The organism is Hydrogenibacillus sp. N12 (genome assembly GCF_019645935.1).
Classification (GTDB): Bacteria; Bacillota; Bacilli; order Thermicanales; family DSM-22653; genus Hydrogenibacillus; species Hydrogenibacillus schlegelii.
In genome coordinates, this window is sequence record NZ_CP080953.1 from 614,276 (window position 1) to 636,565 (window position 22,290).

The window sequence follows — 22,290 nt, forward strand, 5'->3', positions numbered from 1 at the left end:
GAAGGCACGGCGTCCGGCAGGCGGGACGCAAGGCGTTCGGCGAAACGACGGCGCACCGAATTGGAGGTCGACGATGGGAAAGCGAATCCTCGTCGTGGATGACGCGGCGTTCATGCGCATGATGCTCAAAGACATCCTGACGAAAAACGGGTACGAGGTCGTCGGCGAGGCGCCGGACGGCGCCAAAGCCGTCAAGCTGTACCAAGAGCTTAAGCCGGACCTCGTGACGATGGACATCACGATGCCGGAGATGGACGGCATCCAGGCGCTCAAGGAGATCAAAAAGATCGATCCCCAGGCGAAGGTCATCATGTGTTCGGCGATGGGACAGCAGGCGATGGTGATCGAGGCGATCCAGGCCGGCGCCAAGGATTTCATCGTCAAACCGTTTCAGGCGGAGCGGGTGCTCGAGGCGGTCCGAAAGTTGCTCGGGTGAGGTGAGGGCGGTGAACGGAGGGCGCGGGCGCCGGGTTCGGTGGGCTCTGGGGATCTTGGCGGCGCTCGTCGTCGCCGGCGCGCCGGCCGCGCGGGGAACCGCGGCGACCGCTTCCGGCGGATGGGCTCCGGCCGCCGGCGACATGGGCGCGGCCGCATCCGGCCGGCGCGCGGCGGCCGAAACGGCCGGGTGGATCGCACCGGCGGCCGCCTTCGGCGGCGCGGCGGCGGTTGCTTCCGGTCAGGCGAACGGCGGGGCGCCTTCCGCTCCCGGAAAGCCCGCCGACCCGGAGGAGACGGTGGCGACGTGGCTCAAGCGCCGGGCGGCCGAAGGGGACGGCGCCGGGCCGTCCTCGGCCCCATCCGGCGACGCCCGCCCCCTCGCCGACCCCCGCACCGGGGGGCCGGCCGGACCCGGCATCGCCGGCGCGCTGAAGGTCATCCTCGCCCTCGGCTTCGTCGTCGCCCTCCTCCTCGGCCTCGGGGCGCTTGTGAGGCGCCTCCGGCGGGCCGTCGCCTTCGGCGCCTTCGGAAGCGAGGCGACCGGGCTCAGCCTGAAGGCGATCCAGCCCCTGGCGCCGGGGCGGGCGGTGGCGGTGGTGGAGGTCGAAGGCCGGCGGTATCTCCTCGGCGTGGGCGAGGCGGTCACCCTCCTCGACCGGCTCGCCGACGGCGTCGCCGCGGAAGCGGCGATCCAGGCGGAACCCGAGCGGGGATGGAAGGCGGAGGGGGAAGAAGCCGGCCGGCGCGAGGATCGGGCGGCCGCCGATCGGGACGGCGGGGCGCCGCCGGGCGGCCGGTCTCAGGCGCCCGGTCGGCCGGCGCGCCCGGAAGGGCTTCCGGCGCTCTCGGCGGCGCTTTTCGACCGGGCGCGGCGCCTTACGGCGCAGGCGGCGGCCCTTCGGGAGGCCCGGCGGCGGCTTGACGATCGGTTCCACCGGCGGGACGGCGGGGGGCGATGACGGTGGACCTCGAGACGCTCCTTAAGCTCTGGTGGCCGGACGCCCCCGCCCAGGGGCAGACGACGATCGGGCTGTTTCTTCTCCTTACGGTGCTCACGCTGGCGCCGGCGATCGTCGTCCTCATGACGAGCTTTACCCGGATCGTCGTCGTCCTCGCCTTCGTCCGGAGCGGGCTTGCGACGCAGCAGATCCCGCCGAACCCGGTGCTCGTGGGCCTGGCGCTCTTTATGACGGCGTACATCATGGCCCCGACGATCGGGACGATCGTCGATGAGGCGTACCGGCCGTACGTCGACGGGAAGATCACCGCCGAGGAGGCGATCGACCGGGCGGTCGTCCCGCTCAAGACGTTTATGGCGCAGTCGACGCGGCAGAAGGACCTGCAGCTTTTTTTGAGCTACGGCCGGTATCCGCCGCCGGAGTCGGTCGAGGACATCCCGCTTGCGGCCCTCGTGCCGGCGTTCGTCGTGAGCGAGCTCACCACGGCCTTCAAGATGGGCTTTTATCTGTACCTTCCGTTCGTCGTCATCGATCTCGTCGTGGCGAGCCTCCTCATGGGCATGGGGATGATGATGCTGCCGCCGGTGATGGTTTCGCTGCCGTTTAAGGTGCTCCTCTTCCTCCTCGTCGACGGCTGGTCGCTCGTCGTCGAGACGCTGCTTCTTTCGTTTCAGCGCTAGCGACCGGGAAGGAGGCGTCCCGTGTCGGCGGAGATGGGGCTTTACGTCGTCGGACAGGCGGTCTGGACGGTCCTTCGGGCGATCGCCTGGCCCCTCGGCGCCGGGCTTCTCGTCGGCCTCGTCGTGAGCCTCCTCATGGCGACGACGCAGATCCAGGAGCAGACCCTCGCGTTCATCCCGAAGATCGTCGCCGTCCTCGTCGCCCTCGTCGTCTTCGGTCGGGCGATCTTCGGCGCGATCGTCGATTTTGCCCGGCTCATGTTCGAACTCGCCCGGGGGGCCGCCGGCGGATGACGGCCTTCGTCGGGACGGCGGTGCTCGTCATGACGCGGCTTTTTGCGTTTTTCCTCGTGGCGACGCCGTTTGCGCTCAGGGGATTTTCCCTGCTCGGCCGGGCGGCGTTCGCCCTCGCGACGGCGTTCGTCGTCCTCGTCGCCGGGGTGCCGGCGGCGGAGCCGGACGGTACCTTTCCGCTTTCCGTCCTCATGAACGCTTTCCTCGGCCTCGCCCTCGGCTTTGCGGTGCAGCTGTTTTTTGCCCTGTTCGATGTCGCCGGCGGTCTCGTCGACTATCAGATGGGACTCGCCATCGTGAACGTTCTCGACCCGCGGACGGGGGCGGAGCAGCCGCTTCTGGGGCAGCTCTTTTCGCTTCTGGCGCTCTTCGTGTTCTTCGTCTCCGGCGCCCACCGGCCGCTCATCGCGGCGGTGCTTCAGAGCTTTTCCGTCTGGCCCCCGGACGGGCCGCTCCGGCTGGACGGTCCCATCGTGCCGGCGCTCGCCGCCTGGACGGCCCAGGTGTTCGCGTTCGGTGCGCTGTTTGCGGCGCCGATGGCGGCGGTGCTGTTTGTCGTCGACCTCGCCCTGGCGCTTTTGTCCCGGGCGGTGCCGCAGATGAACATCTTCGTCGTCGGCCTGCCGGTGAAGATCTTCGGCGCCTTGTTTACCCTGGGCGTTTTTCTTCCGGCGATGGCCGCCGCCTTCGGACCGCTTTTCGACCGGCTGGCGGCGATGATCCTCCGCCTTTCGGCCGGCGGCTAGGAGGAAACGGGATGGACCGGCTTCCCTACCCGGTGGCGCTTCAGTTTTTTGCCGAGGAAAAAACGGAACCGGCGACGCCGCGGAAAAAAGAAGAGGCGCGAAAAAAAGGCCAGGTGGCGAAAAGCCCGGAGGTGTCCCAGGCGTTCGTCCTCCTCGCCGGCACGCTCGCCCTCGCCGCGGTCGGCGGGCGGATCGTCGCCGCCTTCGAAGCGGCGTTTTACCGGGCGGCGTCTTTCGGGCCGGAGGCGGCGACGCCCGGGGGGATCGGGACGGCGTTCGTTCAGGCGGTGCGGGACGTGATGCCGTGGCTCGGGCTTTTTTTCGGCGCGGTTTTCGCGGCGGCCTTTTTCGGCCAGTACGTCCAGGTCGGAAGCCTCATGGCCGTGGAGCCGATCCTCCCGCAGCTCTCCCGGATCGATCCGATCCAGGGCCTCCGGCGCCTGTTCGGCCTCCGGGCGCTCGTCGAGCTCGGGAAGGCGCTCCTTAAGGCCGCTTTTCTCGCCGCCGTCCTCTACGGCGTGCTGAAAAACGAGCTCGCCCGGCTCCCGGCCCTCGCCGCGATGGCGCCGGCCGGCGTCGCCGCCGCCGTCGGCGACCTTTCGCTCCGACTCCTTTTCGCGGCGGCGCTGGCGTCGGCCGTCGTCGCCGCCCTCGACTTCGGCTACCAGCGGTTCGATTATGCCCGGAAGCTCCGGATGACGAAGCAGGAGCTCAAAGACGAGTGGAAAAAGACCGAAGGGGATCCGCTGACGAAAAGCCGCCTCCGGCGCCGGCGGCGGGAGCTGGCGACGCGGCGGATGATGCAGGAAGTGCCAAAGGCCGACGTCGTCATCACCAACCCGACGCACTTAAGCGTCGCCCTCCGCTATGACGCCCTCCGGGATCCGGCGCCGCGGGTCGTGGCCAAAGGGGCGGATTTTCTCGCCCTCCGCATCCGGGAAGTCGCCCGCCGGCACGGCGTCGAGGTGGTGGAAAACCCGCCCCTCGCCCGGGCCCTCTACCGGGATGTTCCGCTCGGCAGCCGCATCCCGCCGGCCTTTTACCGCGCGGTGGCGGAGGTGCTCGCCTTCGTCTACCGGAAAAAAGGCCGCACGCTCGGCGGGCCGTAGCGGTGGGGGGGCCGGTTCGTCGCCGGCCGGAGGGCGGCGGGGGCGGGGACGCCGGAGCTCGCTCGCCGGAAGCCGCCGAAAGGGGGGAAGCTCGTGCGCCGGGAAGCGGTCGTGTTCATCGGCGTGGTCGCCATCGTCCTGATGATGGTCGTGCCGCTACCGCCGCCGCTTCTGGATTTTCTCATCCTGCTCAACCTGGCGCTTTCCCTCACCGTCCTCCTCGTGGCGATGAGCACGCGGGACCCGCTGGAGTTTTCGGTTTTTCCGACGCTCCTTCTCATTACGACGCTCTTTCGCCTGGCGCTCAACGTCTCCACGACCCGGTCGATCTTAAGCCGCATGACCGGCGGCGAGGTCATCCACGCCTTCGGCAGCTTCGTCGTCGGCGGCGAGCCGGTCGTCGGCTTCATCGTTTTCCTCATCCTCGTCATCATCCAGTTCCTCGTCATCACGAAAGGCGCCGAGCGCGTGGCGGAAGTCGCCGCCCGCTTCACCCTTGATGCGATGCCGGGGAAGCAGATGTCGATCGACGCCGACCTCGGCGCCGGCCTCATCGACGAGGCGGAGGCCCGGCGGCGGCGGGCGGCCCTCGAGCGGGAGGCCGATTTTTACGGAGCGATGGACGGTGCGAGCAAATTCGTCAAAGGCGACGCCATCGCCGCGCTCATCATCCTGGCGGTGAACATCGTCGGCGGGCTCATCATCGGCGTCCTCGTCCACGGGAAGTCCCTTTCGGAGGCGGCGTCGATCTACACGGTCCTGTCTGTCGGCGAAGGCCTCGTGGCCCAGATCCCGGCGCTTTTCGTCTCGACCGCCACCGGGATCCTCGTCACCCGGGCCGCCTCCGGCGAAGGACTCGTCCGGGAGCTCGAGACGCAGCTTTTTGCCTACCCGCAGCTTCTCTACATCGTCGCCGGGGTGCTCCTTTTGCTCGGGGTGCTCACGCCGATCCCGTTTTTGGCCGCCGGGCCTTTGGCCGGCCTCGTCGCCTTCGGCGGCTACCGGATCGACCGACTGGCGAAAGCGCCGTCCCCGCCGCCGGAGGCGGAGGCCCCCAGGGAGCCCGTCCGGCCGGAAAGCGCCCTGGAGCTTCTCGACGCCGAACCGGTGGAAGTCGAATTCGGCTACGCCCTCATTCCGCTCGCCGACCCGAAGCAGGGCGGGGATCTCATGGAGCGGGTGCTCATGATCCGCCGTCAGCTCGCCCTCGAGCTCGGCTTCATCGTGCCCACGATCCGTCTCCGGGATAACCTCCAGCTTCGGCCGAACGCCTACATCATCAAGATCCACGGCGCCGTCGTCGGCCGCGGCGAGGTGCGCCCGGACCGGCTGTTTGCCGTCGGCGGCGAGCGGGAGCTTCCCGGCGAGCGGACGGTCGACCCGGCCTTCGGCCTTCCGGCGTACTGGATCGATCCGCAGGATCGGGACGCGGCGGAGCTCGGCGGCTACACGGTTGTCGATCCGTCCAGCGTGCTGGCGACGCATCTCACCGAGCTCATCCGGCGCCACGCCCACGAGCTCCTCGGGCGGGACGAGACGAAGGCCCTCGTCGATCACGTCCGGAAGCGGCACCCGGCCCTCGTCGACGACCTCCTCGGCGTGCTCACGGTCGGGGAGGTGCAGAAGGTCCTGGCGGGCCTCCTCCGGGAGCGGATCTCGATCCGACGGCTTCCGACGATCTTCGAGGCGCTGGCGGACCACGGCGCGAAGGTGAAGGACCCGGCGCTTCTTACGGAATTCGCCCGGCAGGCGCTCGCCCGGCAGATCACGGCGCAGTTTGCCCGGGAGGGCGTGATCCGGGTCATTCAGCTCGGGCCCGACCTCGAGCAGAAGATCCTCGAGCGGATTCAGCGGACGGACTTCGGAGAGTTCGTCGCCCTCTCTCCCGAAGAGCTTGAGGCGTTTTTCCGGCGCCTAAAGGAAGCGCGGCGGCCGTTTGAGGCGGCCGGCGAGCCGCCGGTCGTCCTCACCTCGCCGGCGGTCCGGCGCCACGTCGCCGACCTCCTCACCCGGCTTCAGCCGGACTGGACCGTGCTTTCGTACAACGAGCTTGAGCCGACGGTGGAAGTCCAGAGCATAAGCGTGGTGACGGCCTCATGAAGCTCAAACAGTTCGTCGCCGCCACCGAAGCGGAGGCCCTGGCCCTGGTGCGGGCGGAGTGGGGCGAGCGGGCGATCATCCTCGCGTCCCGCCGGGAACGGCCGAAGGGACTCCTCGGTTGGCTGCGCCGCGGCCGGGTCGTCGTCGTCGCCGCTTATGACGAGGGCGACGCTCCACGGGGCGGCGACCGGGCGCCGTCCGCCGTTCCTCCGTCGGGCCCGGCGCCGGAACCGGAGGATGGGGCGGCCGGGCTGGAGGCGCGCCGGCAGGCGGTGCTGGCGGCGATGGAGCGGACGGGCCGGGTCCGGGCCGGGTCCGAGGGGGCGTTCGCCCGGCGGCCGGCCGGCGGCCCGGCGGCCGCCGGGGCACTTCTTGCGGCCGGGGACCCGCCGGCGGAGACGTCCGTCCCTTCCTGGGCGGCGGCCCTCGGGGGGCTTCCGCCAAACCGGCGGGCGTTCGTCCCGGCGTTCTGGCCGACGGCGGAGGCGCTTTTTCAGCACGGGGTCGAGGCCCGCTGGGTGGAACGGCTGCACGCCGCCGTCCTCCGCCGGCGGCCGGAGACCGCCGGCGATCCGGCGGCGATGCGCCAGGCGGCCGCGGCGATCCTCGCCGGCTGGTTGAAGCAGAAGGTCGGTCCGCCCCGCCGGCCGGCCCGGCTGGTCGCCCTCGTCGGCCCGACCGGCGTCGGCAAGACGACGACGGCGGCCAAGCTCGCCGCCCGGGACCGTCTGGGCGGCGGTGGGGTCGCCTTCATCACCGCCGACACCTTTCGCGTGGCGGCGGTGGAGCAGCTCCGGACGTACGCCGACATCCTCGGCGTTCCGTTTGCGGTCGCGTATTCGCCGGGCGAGGCCGCTCGCTCGGCGGCGCATCATCTCGCCGCCGGCCGGACCGTCTACGTCGACACCGCCGGTCGGAACTATTTTAGCCCGGAGGCGGCGGACGCTCTCCGGCCGGTCGTCGAGGCGCTCCGCCCCCTTGACGGCGGAGCGCTCTTTCTCCTCACGCTCGCCCTCACCCACCAGTGGGAGGACAATGCCCGGCTGATCGAGCGGTTTTCCGCCCTCGGCGTCGACGCCCTCGTGTTTACCAAGTTCGACGAAGCGCCGCGCCTCGGGCAGGTGCTGAACGCCGTCCTGCGCTTTCCGGTGCGGGCGGTCTACCTCGCCGACGGACAGAACGTGCCGGACGACCTCCGGCCCCTGGAGGCGGCGCCGCTCGTGGACGGGCTTCTGGGAGGCGCCGACGCATGAACGGCCAGGCCGACCGTCTCCGGGCGCTCATGGAGCGGGCTCAGGCGGTCCCCCCGACGAATCCGGTCGAGGCCGGCCGGCGGCCGACCGTGACGCTGGCGGTCGCCAGCGGGAAGGGCGGCGTCGGCAAGTCCCACGTCGCCGTCGGTCTCGCCGGGGCGTTTTCGGCCCTCGGCCGGCGGACCGTCCTCATCGACGCTGACCTCGGGTTTGCCAATGCCGACGTCCTCCTCGGCATCCGCCCGCAGGCGACGCTGGCCGACGTCGCCGCCGGCCGATCGCCCCTCTCCGCGGCGGTCACGCCCGTCGCCGGCGGATTCGACCTGCTCGCCGGGATCGGCGGCGCCGATGTCCGGGAGGCCGACGACGAGCGGCGGCTCGTCGACCGGCTGATCGCCGCCCTGGAAGCGGTGGACCGGCCGTACGATGTCGCCCTGTTTGACCTCGGCGCCGGCCTCGGCGCCGGCGCCCGCGCGCTGCTCCTCGCTGTCGACCGGGTGCTTCTCGTCCTATCCACGGAGGCGGCGGCCCTCGTCGATGCGTACGGCCTTTACAAATGGCTCGTCCAGGCGGGGCAGGCGGCGGTCTTCGTCGTCCCGAACCGCGTGCCGGATGAGGCGGCCGGCCGGCGCCTGGCGGAGCGGTTTGGCGACATCGCCGAACACTTCCTCGGCCGGCGGCCGGAGCTTCTGGGGGTCGTCCGGGAGGACGACGTCATCGCCCGGGCGGCGCGGCAGGGGGTGCCGCCGTTTCCGCTGCCGGAACGGTCCAGGGCCCGCCGGGATTTTGCCGGGCTCGCCGTCCGGCTTGTCGCCCGCGCCGGCGGCAAAGACCCCGACCGGAGCGCCGGGGCGCCCGCCCCGCCCGCCGCGGCGGGCCGCCCCTTCGGCGCCCTCGTCGCCCGCCTGAAAGCGCGCCTCTTTTCCTCATAAGGGGGCTTAACGATGGACCACGGCGAATATTTGGCGATGTTTCTCGACGAATCGCGCGAAAATGTCGGCCGGATCACGGAAGGGCTCCTCCGGCTTGAACAGGACCCGACGGATCGGGAGACGGTCAACGACCTCTTTCGGGCCGCCCACACCTTAAAAGGGATGTCGGCCACGATGGGGTTCGGACGCCTCGCGGAACTGACGCACGAGCTCGAAAGCGCCCTCGACCCGGTCCGTCAGGGCAAAACGACGCTCCGCCCGGAAGATGTCGACATCCTGTTTCGGGCGACGGATCGGATGGAGGCGATGCTCCGGGACATCGAGGGCGGCGGGTCGGGCGAGGCGCCGATCGACGATCTCGTGGCGGCGCTTCGGTCGCTGGGCGGCGGACCCCAAGGATCGGCACTGGCTCCACCGAAGGGGGGCGAGACGGCGGCCGCCGGCGCTCCGCCTTCCGCCGGGAAGACGCCGGCCGGCGCCCTTCCCGACGACTACGACGTCTACCACCGGGAGATCATCCGGCAGGCCCTCGCCGAAGGCCTCGGCGTCTTCCGGGTGGAAGTCGTCTTGCGGCCGGACGCCCTTCTGCCGGGGGCGCGGGCGTACGTCGTCTACCGCGCCCTGGAAGCGCTCGGGGAGATCGTCCACAGCCATCCGCCGGTCAAGGAATTGGAAGAAGGGCAATTTGACCGCTCGTTCGTCCTCACCGTGGTAAGCGCCGAGCCGGAGGCGGCCGTCCGCCGGGCGGTCGAGGGGGTGGCCGACGTCGAGACGGTGGCGGTGACGGCCCTGAACGCCGCATCCGGGGCGACCGCGCACGGGGCGGCCGACCAGGGGGCCAAGGAGGCCGCGCCCGGCCCGTCCGCATCGACCGAAACGCCGGGGGCGACCGCTTCGGTGGAAACGTACGCCGACTATGAGCCCCATCACCGGTCGGCGATCCGGGAAGCCCTGCGGCAGGGCCGACGGGCCGTCCGCCTCGAGGTCGTCCTCGTCCCCGGCGTGCTCTTAAAAGGCGCCCGGGCGTACGTCGTCTATCAGACCGCCGCCGGCTTCGGCGAGGTCATCCACACGGCGCCTCCGGCCGACCGGCTGGAAGACGGCGATTTTGAGGACGCCTTCGTCCTGACGCTCCTCACCGATGCCGATCCGGAAACCGTGGCTTGTGCGGTGCGGGGGATCAGCGAGATCCGGGACGTTCGGGCGATCGAGCTGGGGGCGCCGCCGGTTCAGGGGGCGGGACCGGCCGACGGGTCGGCGGCGGGCCGGGCGGAACGTTCGGCCGCCGGACAGACGCAACCTCCGTCCGCCGGGCAGGCGGACCCTCCGGCCCCTTCCGCCCCGGCGGCGGGCCGACCGACCGCCGGTGACCGAACGGCGCCGGCGGGCCGGAAGGCGCCGGCGAAGGTCATTCGCGTCGACGCCGAGCGGCTGGACAAGCTGATGAACCTCTTCAGCGAACTCGTCATCGCTCGGGGGCGGCTGGAACTGATCGCCCGGGAGCTCGGCCACCGGGATCTCGCCGACATCGTCGAGCACATGAGCCGAACCGGGAGCGAACTGCAAAGCCTCATCCTCGCCATCCGGATGGTGAGCGTCGAACACGTGTTTCAGCGCTTTCCCCGGATGGTCCGGGACGTCGCTCGGGAACTCGGGAAGTCGGTCCGCCTCGTGATCCGGGGCGAGGAGACGGAGCTCGACCGGACCGTCGTCGACGAGATCGGGGAGCCGCTTGTGCATCTTTTGCGTAACGCCATCGATCACGGCCTCGAATCGGAGGCGGAGCGTAAGGCGGCGGGGAAGCCGCCGGAGGGGACGATCGAACTCGTCGCCTACCCGAGCGGCAACCACGTCTACATCGAGGTCAAAGACGACGGCCGGGGGATCGACCGGGAGAAGGTGCTGAAAAAGGCGATCGATCGGGGGCTCGTCCGGCCGGAACAGGCGGCGTCGATGTCCGATTCGGCGGTGTTCCAGCTCCTCTTTCAGCCCGGTTTCAGCACGGCGGATGTCGTGACCGATCTCTCCGGCCGGGGCGTCGGCCTCGACGTCGTCAAAAGCCGGATCGAGTCCCTGGGCGGCCGGGTGGATGTCTTTTCCAAGCGGGGGGCGGGCACCCTCTTTCGCCTTCAGCTGCCGCTTTCGCTTTCCATCCTGTACGCGATGCTCGTCGACATCGGCGGGGAGACCTACGCCCTTCCGATCGCCGATCTCGTCGAGACGCTCGGGATCCCGCCGGAGGCCGTTCGGACCGTTCACCGGCAGCCGGTGATCGACCTTCGGGGCGCGGTCGTCCCCCTCGTCGACGGCCGGCGCTTCTTCCGGACCGACGCCCCGCCCTTTCTCGCCGACGACGGCGCCGTCCGGAGGCCGGAGGGGGAAGGCGGCGTCCTGTTCGTCGCCGTCGTGAAAAAGAATGACCGGCTCGCCGGCCTGATCGTCGACCGGTTCCTCGGGCAGCAGGAGATCGTCCTGAAATCCCTCGGCGCGTATCTCAAAGCCGTTCGGACATTTCTCGGGGCGACGATCCTCGGCGACGGCCGGGTGGCCCTCGTCGTGGAGCCGGCGGCCTTTTTTGAACCGCTCGCCCTCGCGGAGCCGGCCGGAAGCGGCCGGTGACGCCCATTTCAAGCCAAAGGAGTGAGACCGGTGCTGGAGTGGACGGAAGAGGAGGCCAAGCCGTCGGAGCGAAAGCTGGTCGTGTTTACCCTCGGCGACGAGCGGTACGCCGTCGACGTGAAGCACGTCGAGTCGATCGAGCGGATGCTCCCGATCACCCGGGTGCCGGAGGCGCCGGCGTATGTCCGGGGCGTCGTGAACCTCCGGGGCGTCGTCGTCCCGGTCGTCGATCTCCGGCTGAAGTTGGGGCTTCCGCCGGGGGAGGCGGAGGAGGAGGCGCGTCTTCTCGTCGTCCGGGACGGAGAGTTTTTGGTCGGCCTCGTCGTCGACGGGGCCGAGGACGTCGTCGACGTGCCGGAGGCGGCGATCGTGCCGCCGCCGGCGGTGGCGACGACGGTGCGGTCGGCCTACGTCGAAGGCATCGTCCGCCGGGACGAGGCGCTCATCGTCCTCCTGGACCTTTCCCGGGTGCTCACCGACGAGGAGCGGGCCTCCGCCGCCCGAGCTCGGGAGGCGGCGGAGGAGGGCGGCCGGTGAACGGGATCGGTCCGCTCAGCGATTTCCACCTCGACCTCATCCGGGAGATCGGGAACATCGGCGCCGCCCACGCGACGACGTCGCTGGCCAAGCTCACCGGCACCCGCATCGAGATGTCGGTGCCGTCGGCCCGGTTGCTCCGGCTCGCCGACGTCGGCGCCCTCGTCGGCGAGGAGCGGACGGTGGCCGCGGCGTACCTCGCTTTTGGCGGCGACATCGAGGGGAGTATTTTCCTTCTCTTTCCGCCGGACGGCGTCCGGACGCTCCTTCGCCGGCTGCTCCCGGGGATCGAGGCCGCCTCCGGCGAGGAAGACGGTTTTTCTCCGCTGGAGTGGTCGGCGTTCAAGGAGGTCGGCAACATCCTCGCCGGGTCGCTCCTTTCGGCGCTGGCCGACTTTACCGGCCTCCGGATCGTCCCCGGCGTGCCGGATGCGACCGTCGACATGGGGCAGGCGATCCTCGTCTACGGCCTCCTGGAGGCCGGCAAGGTCGGCGACGTGGCCCTCGTCATCGATGCGGAGATGAAGGGGCCGTCCCCCGGCGAGGCGGCGATCGAGGCGCAGCTGTTTTTGCTCCCGTCGCCGGACTCCCTCGAGACGATTTTTCGGGCGCTGGGGGTGTCCGGGCCGTGACGGTGGTGAGCGTCGGCATCGCCGAACTGGCGGCGCTGGCTTATCCCGGCCGTCTCCGGACCGCCGGGCTGGGCTCCTGCGTCGGCATCGCCCTCTACGACCGCTCGACCCGGGTCGGCGGCCTCGCCCACATCATGCTGCCGGACTCGTCCCACGCCCGGGGCGCGGTCCTCCCGGGCAAGTTCGCCGATACGGCGGTGCCGGAACTCCTCCGGCAGATGGAAGCCCTCGGCGCCCGGCGGCCGTTCATCGTCGCCAAGCTCGCCGGCGGCGCCCACATGTTCCGACAGATCCAAAACGAAGCGCTCCTCATCGGCGCCCGGAACGTCGAGGCGGCCCGGGCGGCGCTTCGGGCGCACGGCGTTCCGATCGTCGCGGAAGATACCGGCGGCCACGTCGGCCGAACGATCGAGCTCGAACTCGCCGACGGCACGCTTACCGTCCGGACGGCCCGGCAGGAGGTCCGGGTGCTCTGACGCGGCCGAGGTCTTGGGCGAGGAGGGATCTGGCGGTGGACCCGGAACCGATCGCCTCGAACGGACTGGAAGAACTCTGGCGGCGGTACAAGGAGACCGGCTCCCGAACGCTTGAAAACGCCCTGGTGGAGCGGTACGCTTATCTCGTCGAACGGGCCGTCCGCACCCTCGCCGGCCGCTTCGGCGGCCGGGCCGAGGCCGACGAGATGCGGAGCTACGGCTACCTGGGGCTCCTCGATGCGGTGCGGAAGTTTGATCCGGAGCGGGGGCTCAAATTCGTCACCTACGCCTTCTGGCGCATCCGCGGGGCGATCTACGACGGCCTCCGGGCCGGCGACGCCCTCACCCGGAGCGCCCGGGATCAGCTCAAGCGGTACGAGGACGCCCGAGCGCGCCTGGAGCAGTCCCGCCTCCGGCGGGCGGACGATCGGGACGTCTCCCGGATGCTCGGACTCACGCTTCCGGCCCTCGCCGCCCTGAAGCGCTCCCGCTCGGCCGCCTACGGCACTCCGTCCGACGGGGAGGAAGCGTCGCCCTTCGAGCAGGTGCCGGACCAATCCGCGGAGCTCCCGGAGGACGCGAGCGTCCGGACGGCCCTCCGGCAGGCGCTGGCCGAGGCGATCGCCGCCCTCCCGGAAAAGGAGCGGATCGTTCTCGCGCTCTTTTATTACGAAGGCCTCACGCTGAGTGAGGTGGCGTCGGTGCTCGGCCTCTCTCCGTCCCGCATCTCCCAGCTGCACGGGCAGGCGCTCCGGCGCCTCCGGCCCGTCCTCGCCCCGTGGTGGGACGACGCGCCGGTGGACGGCCCCGGCGCCGAAGGGAAGGGGGACAAACGGTGAACTTCAGGCCGGTGGAACTGGAGGTGGCGCTTTCGCGGTCGCTGGAGGCGGCCTTTGAGCGGCAGGCGCTCGCGGGACAGCTTGCCGCGCAGGCGGAGGAGGCCGCCCGCCGGGTCGACGACGACCGCCGCCGGCGGCGGCTGACCGCCGAAGCGGCGGCGTTCGGGGAGGTCGACGCCCGCACCGGCCGGCGGCCGCCGGCCGCTTTCCGCCGCGCGGCGCCGGGTGAGGCCGGAGCGGGGGCGACCGGAGGCGGAAGATTCGATGTCCGGATCTGACCTCCTCGCCTTTTTGGCCCTCGGCCTCGCGGCGGTTGCGCTCTGGCTTCATGTCCGGTCGAACCGGCCGGCGGCCGGCCGGGAGGTGGCCGAGCTCGAGGCGGCGCTTCAGGCGCTTCTGGAGGCGGTCGAGCGCCTGGAGGAGGAGAACCGGGCGCTCCTCGACGCTCTGTGGCACGCCCGACCGGGGGAGGCGCCGGGCCTCGGTCCGGCCAGCGGCGCCGCGGCGCCGGCCGGCGGTAGGATCCCCGCCGCCCCGCCGCAGGATGCCGGGGCTCCGGGGCCGGCGCCGCCCGGCGCAGGCGACCCCGCCAAAGCGGCGATCGCCGACCGTCGATCGCCGCTTTTCCCGGGCAGTGCGGAAAGCCCGTCCGGATCGCCGCTTGAAGGGCGAAAGGGGCCGGAAGAGCGCCCGTGGCCGGGGCGGTTGGACGGCGCGGCCGGGGCGCCGGATGCTCCGGCGGTCCCCGGGCGCCCGGCGGCGTCTCCCGCCGCCGGCGCCTCCTCGGCCTCCGACGGCTGGCGGGAGGAAGCCCTCCGGCGGCTTCGGGCGGGCGAGGCGCCGGAGAAGGTCGCCCGGGACCTCGGCCGGGGGACCCGGGAGGTGGCCCTCCTCGGTGCCTTCGGCGGTGCGCCGGAGGAGGCGCCTTTCCGGCCGGAGGGACCGGGCCTTCGGCCGCCGGAGGCGCCGACCGAAGGGCGGGCGCCGCGGCGCGGTTGAATCACCGGCGGCGTTATGCTATAGTAGGGAACGGTCATCGACGCACGCTCCCGAAGGCCCGCGGGGTGCCGCGGTTTGGGCGGCCGAAGGGCCGCGCCGCGGTCGGCCGGGCGGTGCAGGGGGCGGAGGCGAACCCCAAAGGAGGATCTCCATGTCCATCGTTTCGATGAAGCAGCTCCTCGAGTCCGGCGTCCACTTCGGGCACCAGACGCGCCGCTGGAACCCGAAGATGGCGAAGTACATCTTCACCGAGCGGAACGGCATCTACATCATCGACCTCCAGAAGACCGTCCGCAAGCTGGAAGAAGCCTACCGCTTCGTCCGGCAGCTGGCCGAAGAAGGCGGCACGGTCCTGTTCGTCGGGACGAAGAAGCAGGCGCAGGAGACGATCCGGGAAGAGGCCCAGCGGGCCGGCATGTTTTACGTCAACCACCGCTGGCTCGGCGGGACGCTGACGAACTTCGTCACCATCCAGAAGCGGATAGGCCGCCTCAAGGAACTGGAAAAGATGGAGACGGACGGCACGTTTGACGTCCTTCCGAAGAAGGAAGTCAACCGGCTGCGCAAAGAAAAAGAGCGCCTGGAGAAATACCTCGGTGGCATCCGGGAGATGAAGCGGCTTCCGGACGCCGTCTACATCGTCGATCCGCGCAAAGAGCGGATCGCCGTCCAGGAAGCCCGGAAGCTCGGCATCCCGATCGTCGCCATCGTCGATACGAACTGCGACCCGGACGAGATCGACTACGTCATCCCGGGGAACGACGATGCCATCCGGGCCGTCCGGCTCATCACGTCGAAGATCGCCGACGCCATCCTGGAGGGGCGCCAGGGTCGGGACGTCGCCCCGGAGAACGAAGCGGAGGACGAAGCGCCGGAAGCCGAGCTTGGCGACGGCGACGACGAGACGGAAGACGCCGAGGCCGCGACCGGCGCGTAAGGCCGGCCGCCGCTTTTCGGGAGGACAGGCGGAAGGGTGGAGGGAGCGTCCCGCCACCCTTTTTTCAGGCCACGGGCGAGAAGGCGGCCCGTGAGCATCGACGAAGGGAAGGGTTGCACGATGGCCATCACGGCGAGCATGGTCAAAGAACTTCGGGAGCGCACCGGCGCCGGGATGCTGGAATGCAAAAAGGCGCTGGAGGAAGCCGGCGGCGACATGGAGCGGGCCGTCCAGATTCTGCGGGAGCGCGGGATGGCGGCGGCGCAGAAAAAAGCCGGTCGCATCGCCGCCGAAGGGCTCGTCGAAAGCTACATCCACGCCGGCGGTCGCATCGGCGTCCTCGTCGAGGTGAACTGCGAGACGGACTTCGTCGCGAAAAACGACGATTTCCGGGCGTTCGTCCGGGAAGTGGCGATGCAGATCGCCGCCAACGCCCCCCGGTATGTCTCGAAGGAGGACGTTCCGGAAGACGTCGTCGCCCGGGAAAAGGAGATCTACCGGCAGCAGGCGCTGAACGAGGGGAAGCCCGAGGCGGTCGTCGAGAAGATCGTCGAAGGGCGGATGAAAAACTTTTACAAGGAAGCGTGCCTGCTTGAACAACCGTACATCCGGGACGAGTCCAAGACCGTCGGCGAGCTTTTGAACGAACTCGTGGCGAAGATCGGGGAAAAGATCGTCGTCCGCCGCTTCGTCCGCTTCGAGCTCGGAGAAGGGATCGAGCGCAAGAAGGAAGACTTCGCCGAAGAAGTGATGCGCCAGGTGAAGGCGTAAGGCCGGCGGGGGGAGGCGCATGGAGCGACCGATCTACCGCCGGGTGGTGCTGAAGTTAAGCGGTGAGGCGCTGGCCGGCGGGCGGGGCTTCGGCCTCGACGCCGAAGTCCTCGCCTCCGTCGCCCGGCAGATCCAGTCGGTGCACGCCCTCGGCGTCCAGATCGCCGTCGTCGTCGGCGGCGGCAACCTCTGGCGGGGCATCGCCGGTTCCCGGGAGGGGATCGACCGGGCGACCGCCGACTATATGGGCATGCTGGCGACGGTGATGAACGCGCTGGCGCTTCAGGACGCGCTGGAGAAGATCGGCGTCCCGACCCGCGTGCAGACGTCGATCGAGATGCGGCAGGTCGCCGAGCCGTACATCCGCCGCCGGGCGATCCGCCACCTGGAAAAGGGCCGGATCGTCATCTTTGCCGCCGGCACCGGCAACCCGTTTTTTTCGACCGACACGACGGCGGCCCTCCGGGCGGCGGAGATCGAGGCGGAAGTCATCCTGATGGCGAAAAACAAAGTCAACGGCGTCTACTCCGCTGATCCCCTCAAGGACCCGAGCGCCCGGAAGTTCGACCGCCTGTCGTACCTCGACCTCCTCAACCTCGGCCTCGGCGTCATGGACGCGACGGCTTCGTCCCTTTGCATGGACAACAACATCCCGATCATCGTCTTTTCCATCCACGAGCCGGACAATATCCGCCGGGTCGTTCTCGGCGAGCCGATCGGCACGTACATAGGGGGTGAGTCCGGTGAGCCATCCGGTGATCGAAGAAGCCCGCAACAAAATGGAAAAAGCCGTGAGCGTGCTTAAGGGGGAGCTCGTCTCCGTCCGGGCCGGCCGGGCCAACCCGGCGATGCTGGAAAAGGTGACGGTGAGCTACTACGGCGCGGACGTCCCCCTGAATCAGGTGGCGACGATCACGGCGCCGGAGCCGCGGCTCCTCGTCATCACGCCGTGGGACGGAAGCGTCCTCGGCGAAATCGAGCGGGCGATCCAAAAATCCGACCTCGGCTTAAACCCGACGAACGACGGCAAGGTCGTCCGCATCGTCCTGCCGCCGCTTACGGAAGAGCGCCGGCGGGAGCTCGTCAAGCTCGTCAAAAAGTACGGGGAAGAGGCCAAAGTCGCCATCCGGAACGTCCGCCGGGACGCCCTGGAGGTGCTCAAAAAGGCGGAAAAAGACGGCGAGCTCCCCGAGGACACCGCCCGGCGGCTGCAGGACGAGCTGCAGAAGACGACCGACGCCTACGTCAAAAAGGTCGACGAGATCGTCGAAGCCAAGGAAGCGGAGATCCTCGAAATTTGAGCGCCGCCACCTGCACGCGCCCCCTCCCGCCGCGAGGGGGCTCGTCTGTTCCGATCGGCGGCCGGCGAGGAGAAAGCGGGGGAACGCGTTGGCGGCTTGGCGCTTTTGGCGGCGGAGGCGTCCGGCGCCGGACGGCGGCGTGGCGCCGGGCGGGCGGGAAGGGCCGCTCGTCCGGACGTCGCCGGACGAGCGAGAGCGGCTGAACGGATCCCGCCTGCCGGTGCCGCGGCACGTGGCCATCATCATGGACGGCAACGGCCGCTGGGCCCGGGCCCGGGGGCTACCCCGGGTGATGGGGCACCGGGAAGGGATGAAAGCCGTCCGGGAAGTGACGCTGGCTGCCCACAGGCTCGGCATCGAGGTGCTGACGCTGTACGCCTTTTCCACGGAAAACTGGAAACGGCCGAGGGACGAAGTCGACTTTTTGATGGCCCTGCCGCAAGAATTTTTACAAACCGAGCTGGAGAGCCTGATCCAGAACAACGTCCGCGTTCGGGTGATGGGAGACCCGAACCCGCTCCCGCCCCACACCCGGGCGGCGGTCGAGGAAGCGGTGCGGCGGACGGCGGCAAACACTGGACTCATCCTGAACTTTGCTTTAAATTATGGGGGAAGGATGGACATCGCCCGCGCCGCCCGGAAGCTGGCGGAGTCGGCCGTCGCCGGCGAGATCCGGCCGGAGACGATCGACGAGGCGGCGGTGGCGGCGGCGCTTTCGACCGCCGGGCTGCCGGATCCGGATCTCCTCATCCGGACGAGCGGCGAGATGCGTCTGTCGAACTTCATGCTGTTTGAGCTCGCCTATACGGAGCTTTGGTTCGTCGACAAGCTGTGGCCCGATTTTCGCCGTGAAGATCTGGAGGCCGCCGTGGAAGCGTATCGCCGGCGCGACAGGCGGTTTGGCGGCTTGGGGTGAGGAGTGAGCGCGGGTGGCGAAGCGCATCGCGACCGGCGTCATCGGCGGGGGCGTGTTTCTCTGGCTGACGGTGTGGGGAGGGGGGGCCTTTGCCGGCCTGATCGCCGCCATCGGACTGGGGATGTTTTACGAGTACGTCCGCATGCACGGCGACCGGCCGACCGCGCCGCACGCGCTGCTCGGCTTTGCGCTGACGTTTGTCCTTATTTTTTTTACCCTCGGCGAGATCCGGGACCGGCTCAAACTCGACCTGCTTTGGGCGGTTACGTTTCTGCTTCTCTTTATCGCCGTCGCCACCCAGAACCGCGTCTCCCTGCGGCGGCTCAGCTATATCCTCGTCGGCGCCGTCTACATCGGCCTCGGCCTTCATTACTTTCATGCCGTCCGCAACGTCGAGCGGGGTCTTTCGCTCACGCTCTGGGTCCTTGCCGTCGTCTGGACGACCGACACGGCGGCGTATTTCGTCGGCCGCGCCGTTGGCCGGCATCTCCTCTGGCCGTCGATCAGCCCGAAGAAGACGTGGGAAGGGGCCGTCGGCGGCCTCGTCGCCGGCATGGCCGCCGCCCTCATCGCCGCCGAGGTCCTCGACCTTCCGTACCGGACGCTCCCGCTCTTCGCGACGGCGGCGCTCGTCTCCATCGGCGGTCAGGTCGGCGACCTCATCGAATCGGCGATCAAGCGGAGCCTCGGCGTCAAGGACTCCGGGAGCCTCCTCCCGGGCCACGGGGGGCTTTTTGACCGGTTCGACAGCCTGATCGTCGCCTTTCCGACCTTCGTCTGGGCCGCCCGGATGCTGGCGCCGTTCCTCTGGCCGTAGGCGCGCCGGGCCGGCAAGCCGAAGGCGACGCTTCTTTCCCGAGGCAAAAGTCGCCCCGCCGCTCCGCGACGGACCGCGGATGAAAATTATGGCGAGCGGGTGAAAACTGAGCGGGCGGATGAAACGTCGGCGATGTGGAAAAACGGTGTGGGGACGGTGGATGATGGATACGCACCGGACGGAAACGGGGGCCGGATCCCGAAGCGGTCGTCCGGAGGGCCTCGTCGTCCTCGGCTCGACGGGATCGATCGGCACCCAGACGCTCGACGTCGTCCGGCGGCACCCGGAGCGCTTCCGCGTCGTCGGCCTCGTCGCCGGGACGAACGATACGCTCCTTTATGACCAGATCCGGGAATTTCGCCCCGACTGCGTCGCGGTGAAAGACGAGGCGTCGCTTCAGCGCCTTCTTCTCAAACTCCACGCCCTCCCCGAGCCCCGGCGCCCGCGGGAGATCGGCTTCGGCCCCGAAGCGATTGCCCGGTGCGCCGTCCATCCGGAGGCCGTCCGCGTGATGAGCGCCCTCGTCGGCTTTGCCGGCGTCCGGCCGACCCTCGCCGCCCTCCAGGCCGGAAAGACGGTCCTCCTCGCCAACAAAGAAACCCTCGTCGCCGCCGGTTCTGTCGTGCGGGCGGCGGAAGCGTCCGGCGGCGGTCGGATCGTCCCGGTCGACAGCGAGCACGCCGCCGCCCGGATCGCCCTCCGCGGCCAGCCGCCGGAAGCCGTCTTACGCCTCGTCCTCACCGCCTCCGGCGGGGCGTTTCGCCATCTTGACCGCGCCGCCCTCGCAGACGTCACCGTCCGGGACGCCCTCCGGCACCCGACGTGGCGGATGGGGAAAAAACTCACCGTCGATTCGGCGACGCTCATGAACAAAGGGCTCGAGGTGATCGAAGCCCACGTCCTTTTCGGTCTTCCCCTCGAGCGGATCGACGTCGTCCTCCATGATGAAAGCCTCGTGCACGCTATGGTAGAATTAAAGGACGGGACGTTCGTCGCCGTCCTCGGCCCCCGGGACATGCGCCTGCCGATCCAGCAGGCGCTCTTCGACCCCGAAAGCCCGCCGGCTCTGGGCGAGCGCCTCGACCTCGCCCGGATCGGGGCGCTTCACTTCCGGCCGGTCGATCCGGCGCGCTACCCGGCCCTCGGCCTGGCCTACGCCGCCGCCCGCGCCGGCGGCACGGCGCCGGCGGTGCTTTCGGCCGCCAACGAGGTGGCGGTGGCGGCCTTTTTGGACGGAAGGCTCCCCTTTGCGGCCATCGAGGCCGTCGTCGAGGCGGTGCTCGCCGCCCATGCGCCGGTGCCGGCGACCGACCTCGAGACGATCGAGGCGGCCGACCGGTGGGCCCGGGAACGGGCCCGGGCCGAAGTGCTGGCCCGGAGCGGCTGACCGGACGCCTCCGGCGACCATCGGAAGGAGGCGAAACGATGCCGAGCCTCGGTTTTCTCGGCACCGCCCTCGCCATCGTGGCGGTGTTCGGGCTTTTGGTCTTCGTTCACGAGCTCGGCCATTTCCTCCTGGCCCGGCGGGCCGGGATTTTGGCGCGGGAGTTTGCCATCGGCTTCGGTCCGAAGCTTTTTAGCTTTAAACCGGGCGAGACCCTCTGGTCGGTGCGGCTTCTCCCCCTCGGCGGCTACGTCCGCATGGCCGGCGAGGACGTCGAAGGGGAGCCGCTCAAGCCGGGTCAGCGGGTCCGCCTCGAGCGGGACGGCGACGTCGTCCGGCGCATCCACCTCGACGCGCCGGAAGGGGCGGGCGCCGTCGTCGTCCGCTCGGATCTCGAACGGGGGCTTCGCCTGACCGTCGAGGAGGGCGGAGAAGAGCGCACCTATCCGGTCGCCCGGGACGCCGAGATCGTCTCGGGGGGAGAAGCGATCCAGATCGCCCCGTGGGACCGGCAATTCGGCTCGAAATCGCTCCTCGACCGGTTTTGGGTCCTCGTCGCCGGGCCGCTTTTTAACCTGCTCCTCGCGGCGGTGCTCTTTTCGCTTCTGGCGCTTTTAAACGGCGTGCCGAACCCGGCGCCGGTCGTCGGCAAGGTCGGACCGGGAACCCCGGCGGAGGCGGCCGGCCTTCGGGCCGGGGACGTCATCCGGGCGGTGGACGGGCAGCCGGTCGCCTCGTGGGACGACCTGCAGCGGGCGATCGGCGAAAGCACCGCCGATGCCCTCGCCGTCGACGTCGAGCGGGACGGCCGGGACTTTCGGGCGGTCGTCCGGCCGAAGCGGCAGTTTTTCATCGCTCAGATGACGAACACCGCCCAGATCGAACTCCTCCCGGGGGATGAGGTGACGGCGATCGACGGGACGCCCCTCGAGAGCGTCACCCAGGCGGAGGCCCTCCTCGAGGCGGCCGCGGGCCGGCCGGTCCGCCTTACCGTCCTCCGGGACGGCCGACCGGTCGACGTTTCATACGACCTCGGGAAGTACCGCCTCACCCTCGGCGAGCGGCGGATCATCGGCATCTATCAGGAGCGGACGTTTTCCGTCTGGGCCGCCCTCGTCGACGGCCCGAAGGAGACGGTCCTCTGGATCGGTCGCATCTTCGCCTCCCTCGGCGCCCTCTTTCAGAGTCATCACCCCCTCGACCAGCTCGGCGGGCCGGTGGCGATCTTCAAGCTCACCGGCGATGCGGCCCAGCGGGGCTTCTCGACGCTCCTTTTCTGGACGGCGCTTCTTTCGATCAACCTCGGCGTGTTCAATCTGCTCCCGATTCCGGCCTTAGACGGCGGCCGGCTCCTCTTCCTCGCGATCGAGGCCGTCCGGGGCCGGCCGATCGACCAGGCCAAAGAGGGCCTCGTCCACCTCATCGGCTTTGCGCTCCTCCTCCTCTTCATCGTCCTCGTCACCTGGAACGACATCCAGAAGCTCTTCCTCGGCTGAGGCGCGGACCAGGCGCTCCCCGGCCGAGGGGCGGCCAGACCGCCGGAAGGAGGCA

At 69.9% G+C, this 22,290-nt stretch carries 23 protein-coding genes and 1 pseudogene; all 24 read left to right on the forward strand.

Annotation, left to right across the window (positions count from 1 at the left end):
- Positions 1–73 precede the first annotated feature (73 nt).
- The 24 genes and pseudogenes from K2M58_RS02900 to rseP all read left to right on the forward strand — a co-directional run bounded on the left by K2M58_RS02900 (position 74) and on the right by rseP (position 22,235).
- Positions 74–436 (forward strand): response regulator, encoded by a 363-nt coding sequence (locus K2M58_RS02900; protein ID WP_220678210.1) that lies wholly within the window; start codon positions 74–76, stop codon positions 434–436.
- A 10-nt stretch (positions 437–446) separates the two neighbouring features.
- Positions 447–1,397, forward strand: coding sequence for a flagellar biosynthetic protein FliO (locus K2M58_RS02905; RefSeq protein WP_220678211.1), 951 nt, complete (start codon positions 447–449; stop codon positions 1,395–1,397).
- Positions 1,394–2,077 (forward strand): flagellar type III secretion system pore protein FliP, encoded by a 684-nt coding sequence (gene fliP, locus K2M58_RS02910; protein ID WP_220678212.1) that lies wholly within the window; start codon positions 1,394–1,396, stop codon positions 2,075–2,077. The genes K2M58_RS02905 and fliP overlap by 4 nt, the downstream gene beginning before the upstream one ends.
- Before the next feature lie 21 nt (positions 2,078–2,098).
- Positions 2,099–2,371 carry a flagellar biosynthetic protein FliQ gene (locus K2M58_RS02915; RefSeq protein WP_252393514.1) on the forward strand — a complete coding sequence of 91 codons (273 nt, stop codon included), beginning with the start codon at positions 2,099–2,101 and terminating at the stop codon, positions 2,369–2,371.
- Positions 2,368–3,117 (forward strand): flagellar biosynthetic protein FliR, encoded by a 750-nt coding sequence (locus K2M58_RS02920; RefSeq protein WP_220678213.1) that lies wholly within the window; start codon positions 2,368–2,370, stop codon positions 3,115–3,117. The genes K2M58_RS02915 and K2M58_RS02920 overlap by 4 nt, the downstream gene beginning before the upstream one ends.
- 11 nt (positions 3,118–3,128) lie before the next feature.
- Entirely contained in the window at positions 3,129–4,226 is a 1,098-nt protein-coding gene (gene flhB / locus K2M58_RS02925) for a flagellar biosynthesis protein FlhB (RefSeq protein WP_220678214.1), read from the forward strand.
- Positions 4,227–4,319: 93 nt separating this feature from the next.
- Positions 4,320–6,326 (forward strand): flagellar biosynthesis protein FlhA, encoded by a 2,007-nt coding sequence (gene flhA / locus K2M58_RS02930; RefSeq protein WP_220678215.1) that lies wholly within the window; start codon positions 4,320–4,322, stop codon positions 6,324–6,326.
- Complete coding sequence (locus tag K2M58_RS02935) at positions 6,323–7,579, forward strand: flagellar biosynthesis protein FlhF (RefSeq protein WP_220678216.1); 1,257 nt, start codon at positions 6,323–6,325, stop codon at positions 7,577–7,579. The genes flhA and K2M58_RS02935 overlap by 4 nt, the downstream gene beginning before the upstream one ends.
- Positions 7,576–8,511 (forward strand): nucleotide-binding protein, encoded by a 936-nt coding sequence (locus K2M58_RS02940; protein ID WP_220678217.1) that lies wholly within the window; start codon positions 7,576–7,578, stop codon positions 8,509–8,511. Before K2M58_RS02935 ends, K2M58_RS02940 begins: the two co-directional genes overlap by 4 nt.
- Before the next feature lie 12 nt (positions 8,512–8,523).
- Positions 8,524–11,130, forward strand: coding sequence for a chemotaxis protein CheW (locus K2M58_RS02945; RefSeq protein WP_220678218.1), 2,607 nt, complete (start codon positions 8,524–8,526; stop codon positions 11,128–11,130).
- Positions 11,131–11,160: 30 nt separating this feature from the next.
- Positions 11,161–11,667: a chemotaxis protein CheW gene (locus K2M58_RS02950; RefSeq protein WP_252393515.1), complete on the forward strand. Its 507-nt coding sequence runs from the start codon at positions 11,161–11,163 to the stop codon at positions 11,665–11,667.
- The gene (locus K2M58_RS02955) at positions 11,664–12,299 is read left to right on the forward strand and encodes a chemotaxis protein CheC (protein WP_220678219.1); all 636 of its coding nucleotides are present in this window, start codon (positions 11,664–11,666) and stop codon (positions 12,297–12,299) included. The genes K2M58_RS02950 and K2M58_RS02955 overlap by 4 nt, the downstream gene beginning before the upstream one ends.
- The gene (locus K2M58_RS02960) at positions 12,296–12,775 is read left to right on the forward strand and encodes a chemotaxis protein CheD (protein WP_220678220.1); all 480 of its coding nucleotides are present in this window, start codon (positions 12,296–12,298) and stop codon (positions 12,773–12,775) included. Before K2M58_RS02955 ends, K2M58_RS02960 begins: the two co-directional genes overlap by 4 nt.
- 35 nt (positions 12,776–12,810) lie before the next feature.
- On the forward strand, positions 12,811–13,614 hold the full coding sequence (locus K2M58_RS02965; protein WP_220678221.1) for a sigma-70 family RNA polymerase sigma factor: 804 nt from the start codon (positions 12,811–12,813) through the stop codon (positions 13,612–13,614).
- On the forward strand, positions 13,611–13,892 hold the full coding sequence (locus tag K2M58_RS02970) for a hypothetical protein (protein WP_066200088.1): 282 nt from the start codon (positions 13,611–13,613) through the stop codon (positions 13,890–13,892). Before K2M58_RS02965 ends, K2M58_RS02970 begins: the two co-directional genes overlap by 4 nt.
- The gene (locus tag K2M58_RS02975) at positions 13,879–14,613 is read left to right on the forward strand and encodes a hypothetical protein (RefSeq protein WP_220678222.1); all 735 of its coding nucleotides are present in this window, start codon (positions 13,879–13,881) and stop codon (positions 14,611–14,613) included. The genes K2M58_RS02970 and K2M58_RS02975 overlap by 14 nt, the downstream gene beginning before the upstream one ends.
- Positions 14,614–14,764: 151 nt before the next feature.
- Positions 14,765–15,550 carry a 30S ribosomal protein S2 gene (gene rpsB / locus K2M58_RS02980; RefSeq protein ID WP_066200094.1) on the forward strand — a complete coding sequence of 262 codons (786 nt, stop codon included), beginning with the start codon at positions 14,765–14,767 and terminating at the stop codon, positions 15,548–15,550.
- Positions 15,551–15,670: 120 nt separating this feature from the next.
- A complete protein-coding gene (gene tsf / locus K2M58_RS02985) occupies positions 15,671–16,321 on the forward strand; it encodes a translation elongation factor Ts (RefSeq protein ID WP_220678763.1) in 651 nt (216 codons plus the stop codon).
- A gap of 19 nt (positions 16,322–16,340) precedes the next feature.
- Positions 16,341–17,057, forward strand: a pseudogene (pyrH, locus tag K2M58_RS02990) (UMP kinase); the annotation flags it as partial.
- 7 nt (positions 17,058–17,064) lie between these two features.
- Positions 17,065–17,622, forward strand: a complete 558-nt coding sequence (gene frr / locus K2M58_RS02995; RefSeq protein WP_220678224.1) for a ribosome recycling factor — start codon at positions 17,065–17,067, stop codon at positions 17,620–17,622.
- A gap of 199 nt (positions 17,623–17,821) precedes the next feature.
- A complete protein-coding gene (locus K2M58_RS03000; protein ID WP_252393578.1) occupies positions 17,822–18,538 on the forward strand; it encodes an undecaprenyl pyrophosphate synthase in 717 nt (238 codons plus the stop codon).
- Between the two features lie 13 nt (positions 18,539–18,551).
- Positions 18,552–19,355 carry a phosphatidate cytidylyltransferase gene (locus tag K2M58_RS03005; protein WP_220678225.1) on the forward strand — a complete coding sequence of 268 codons (804 nt, stop codon included), beginning with the start codon at positions 18,552–18,554 and terminating at the stop codon, positions 19,353–19,355.
- A 118-nt stretch (positions 19,356–19,473) separates the two neighbouring features.
- Positions 19,474–20,742 carry a 1-deoxy-D-xylulose-5-phosphate reductoisomerase gene (gene dxr / locus K2M58_RS03010; RefSeq protein WP_252393516.1) on the forward strand — a complete coding sequence of 423 codons (1,269 nt, stop codon included), beginning with the start codon at positions 19,474–19,476 and terminating at the stop codon, positions 20,740–20,742.
- Between the two features lie 38 nt (positions 20,743–20,780).
- Positions 20,781–22,235, forward strand: coding sequence for an RIP metalloprotease RseP (gene rseP, locus K2M58_RS03015; protein WP_220678226.1), 1,455 nt, complete (start codon positions 20,781–20,783; stop codon positions 22,233–22,235).
- Positions 22,236–22,290 lie beyond the last annotated feature (55 nt).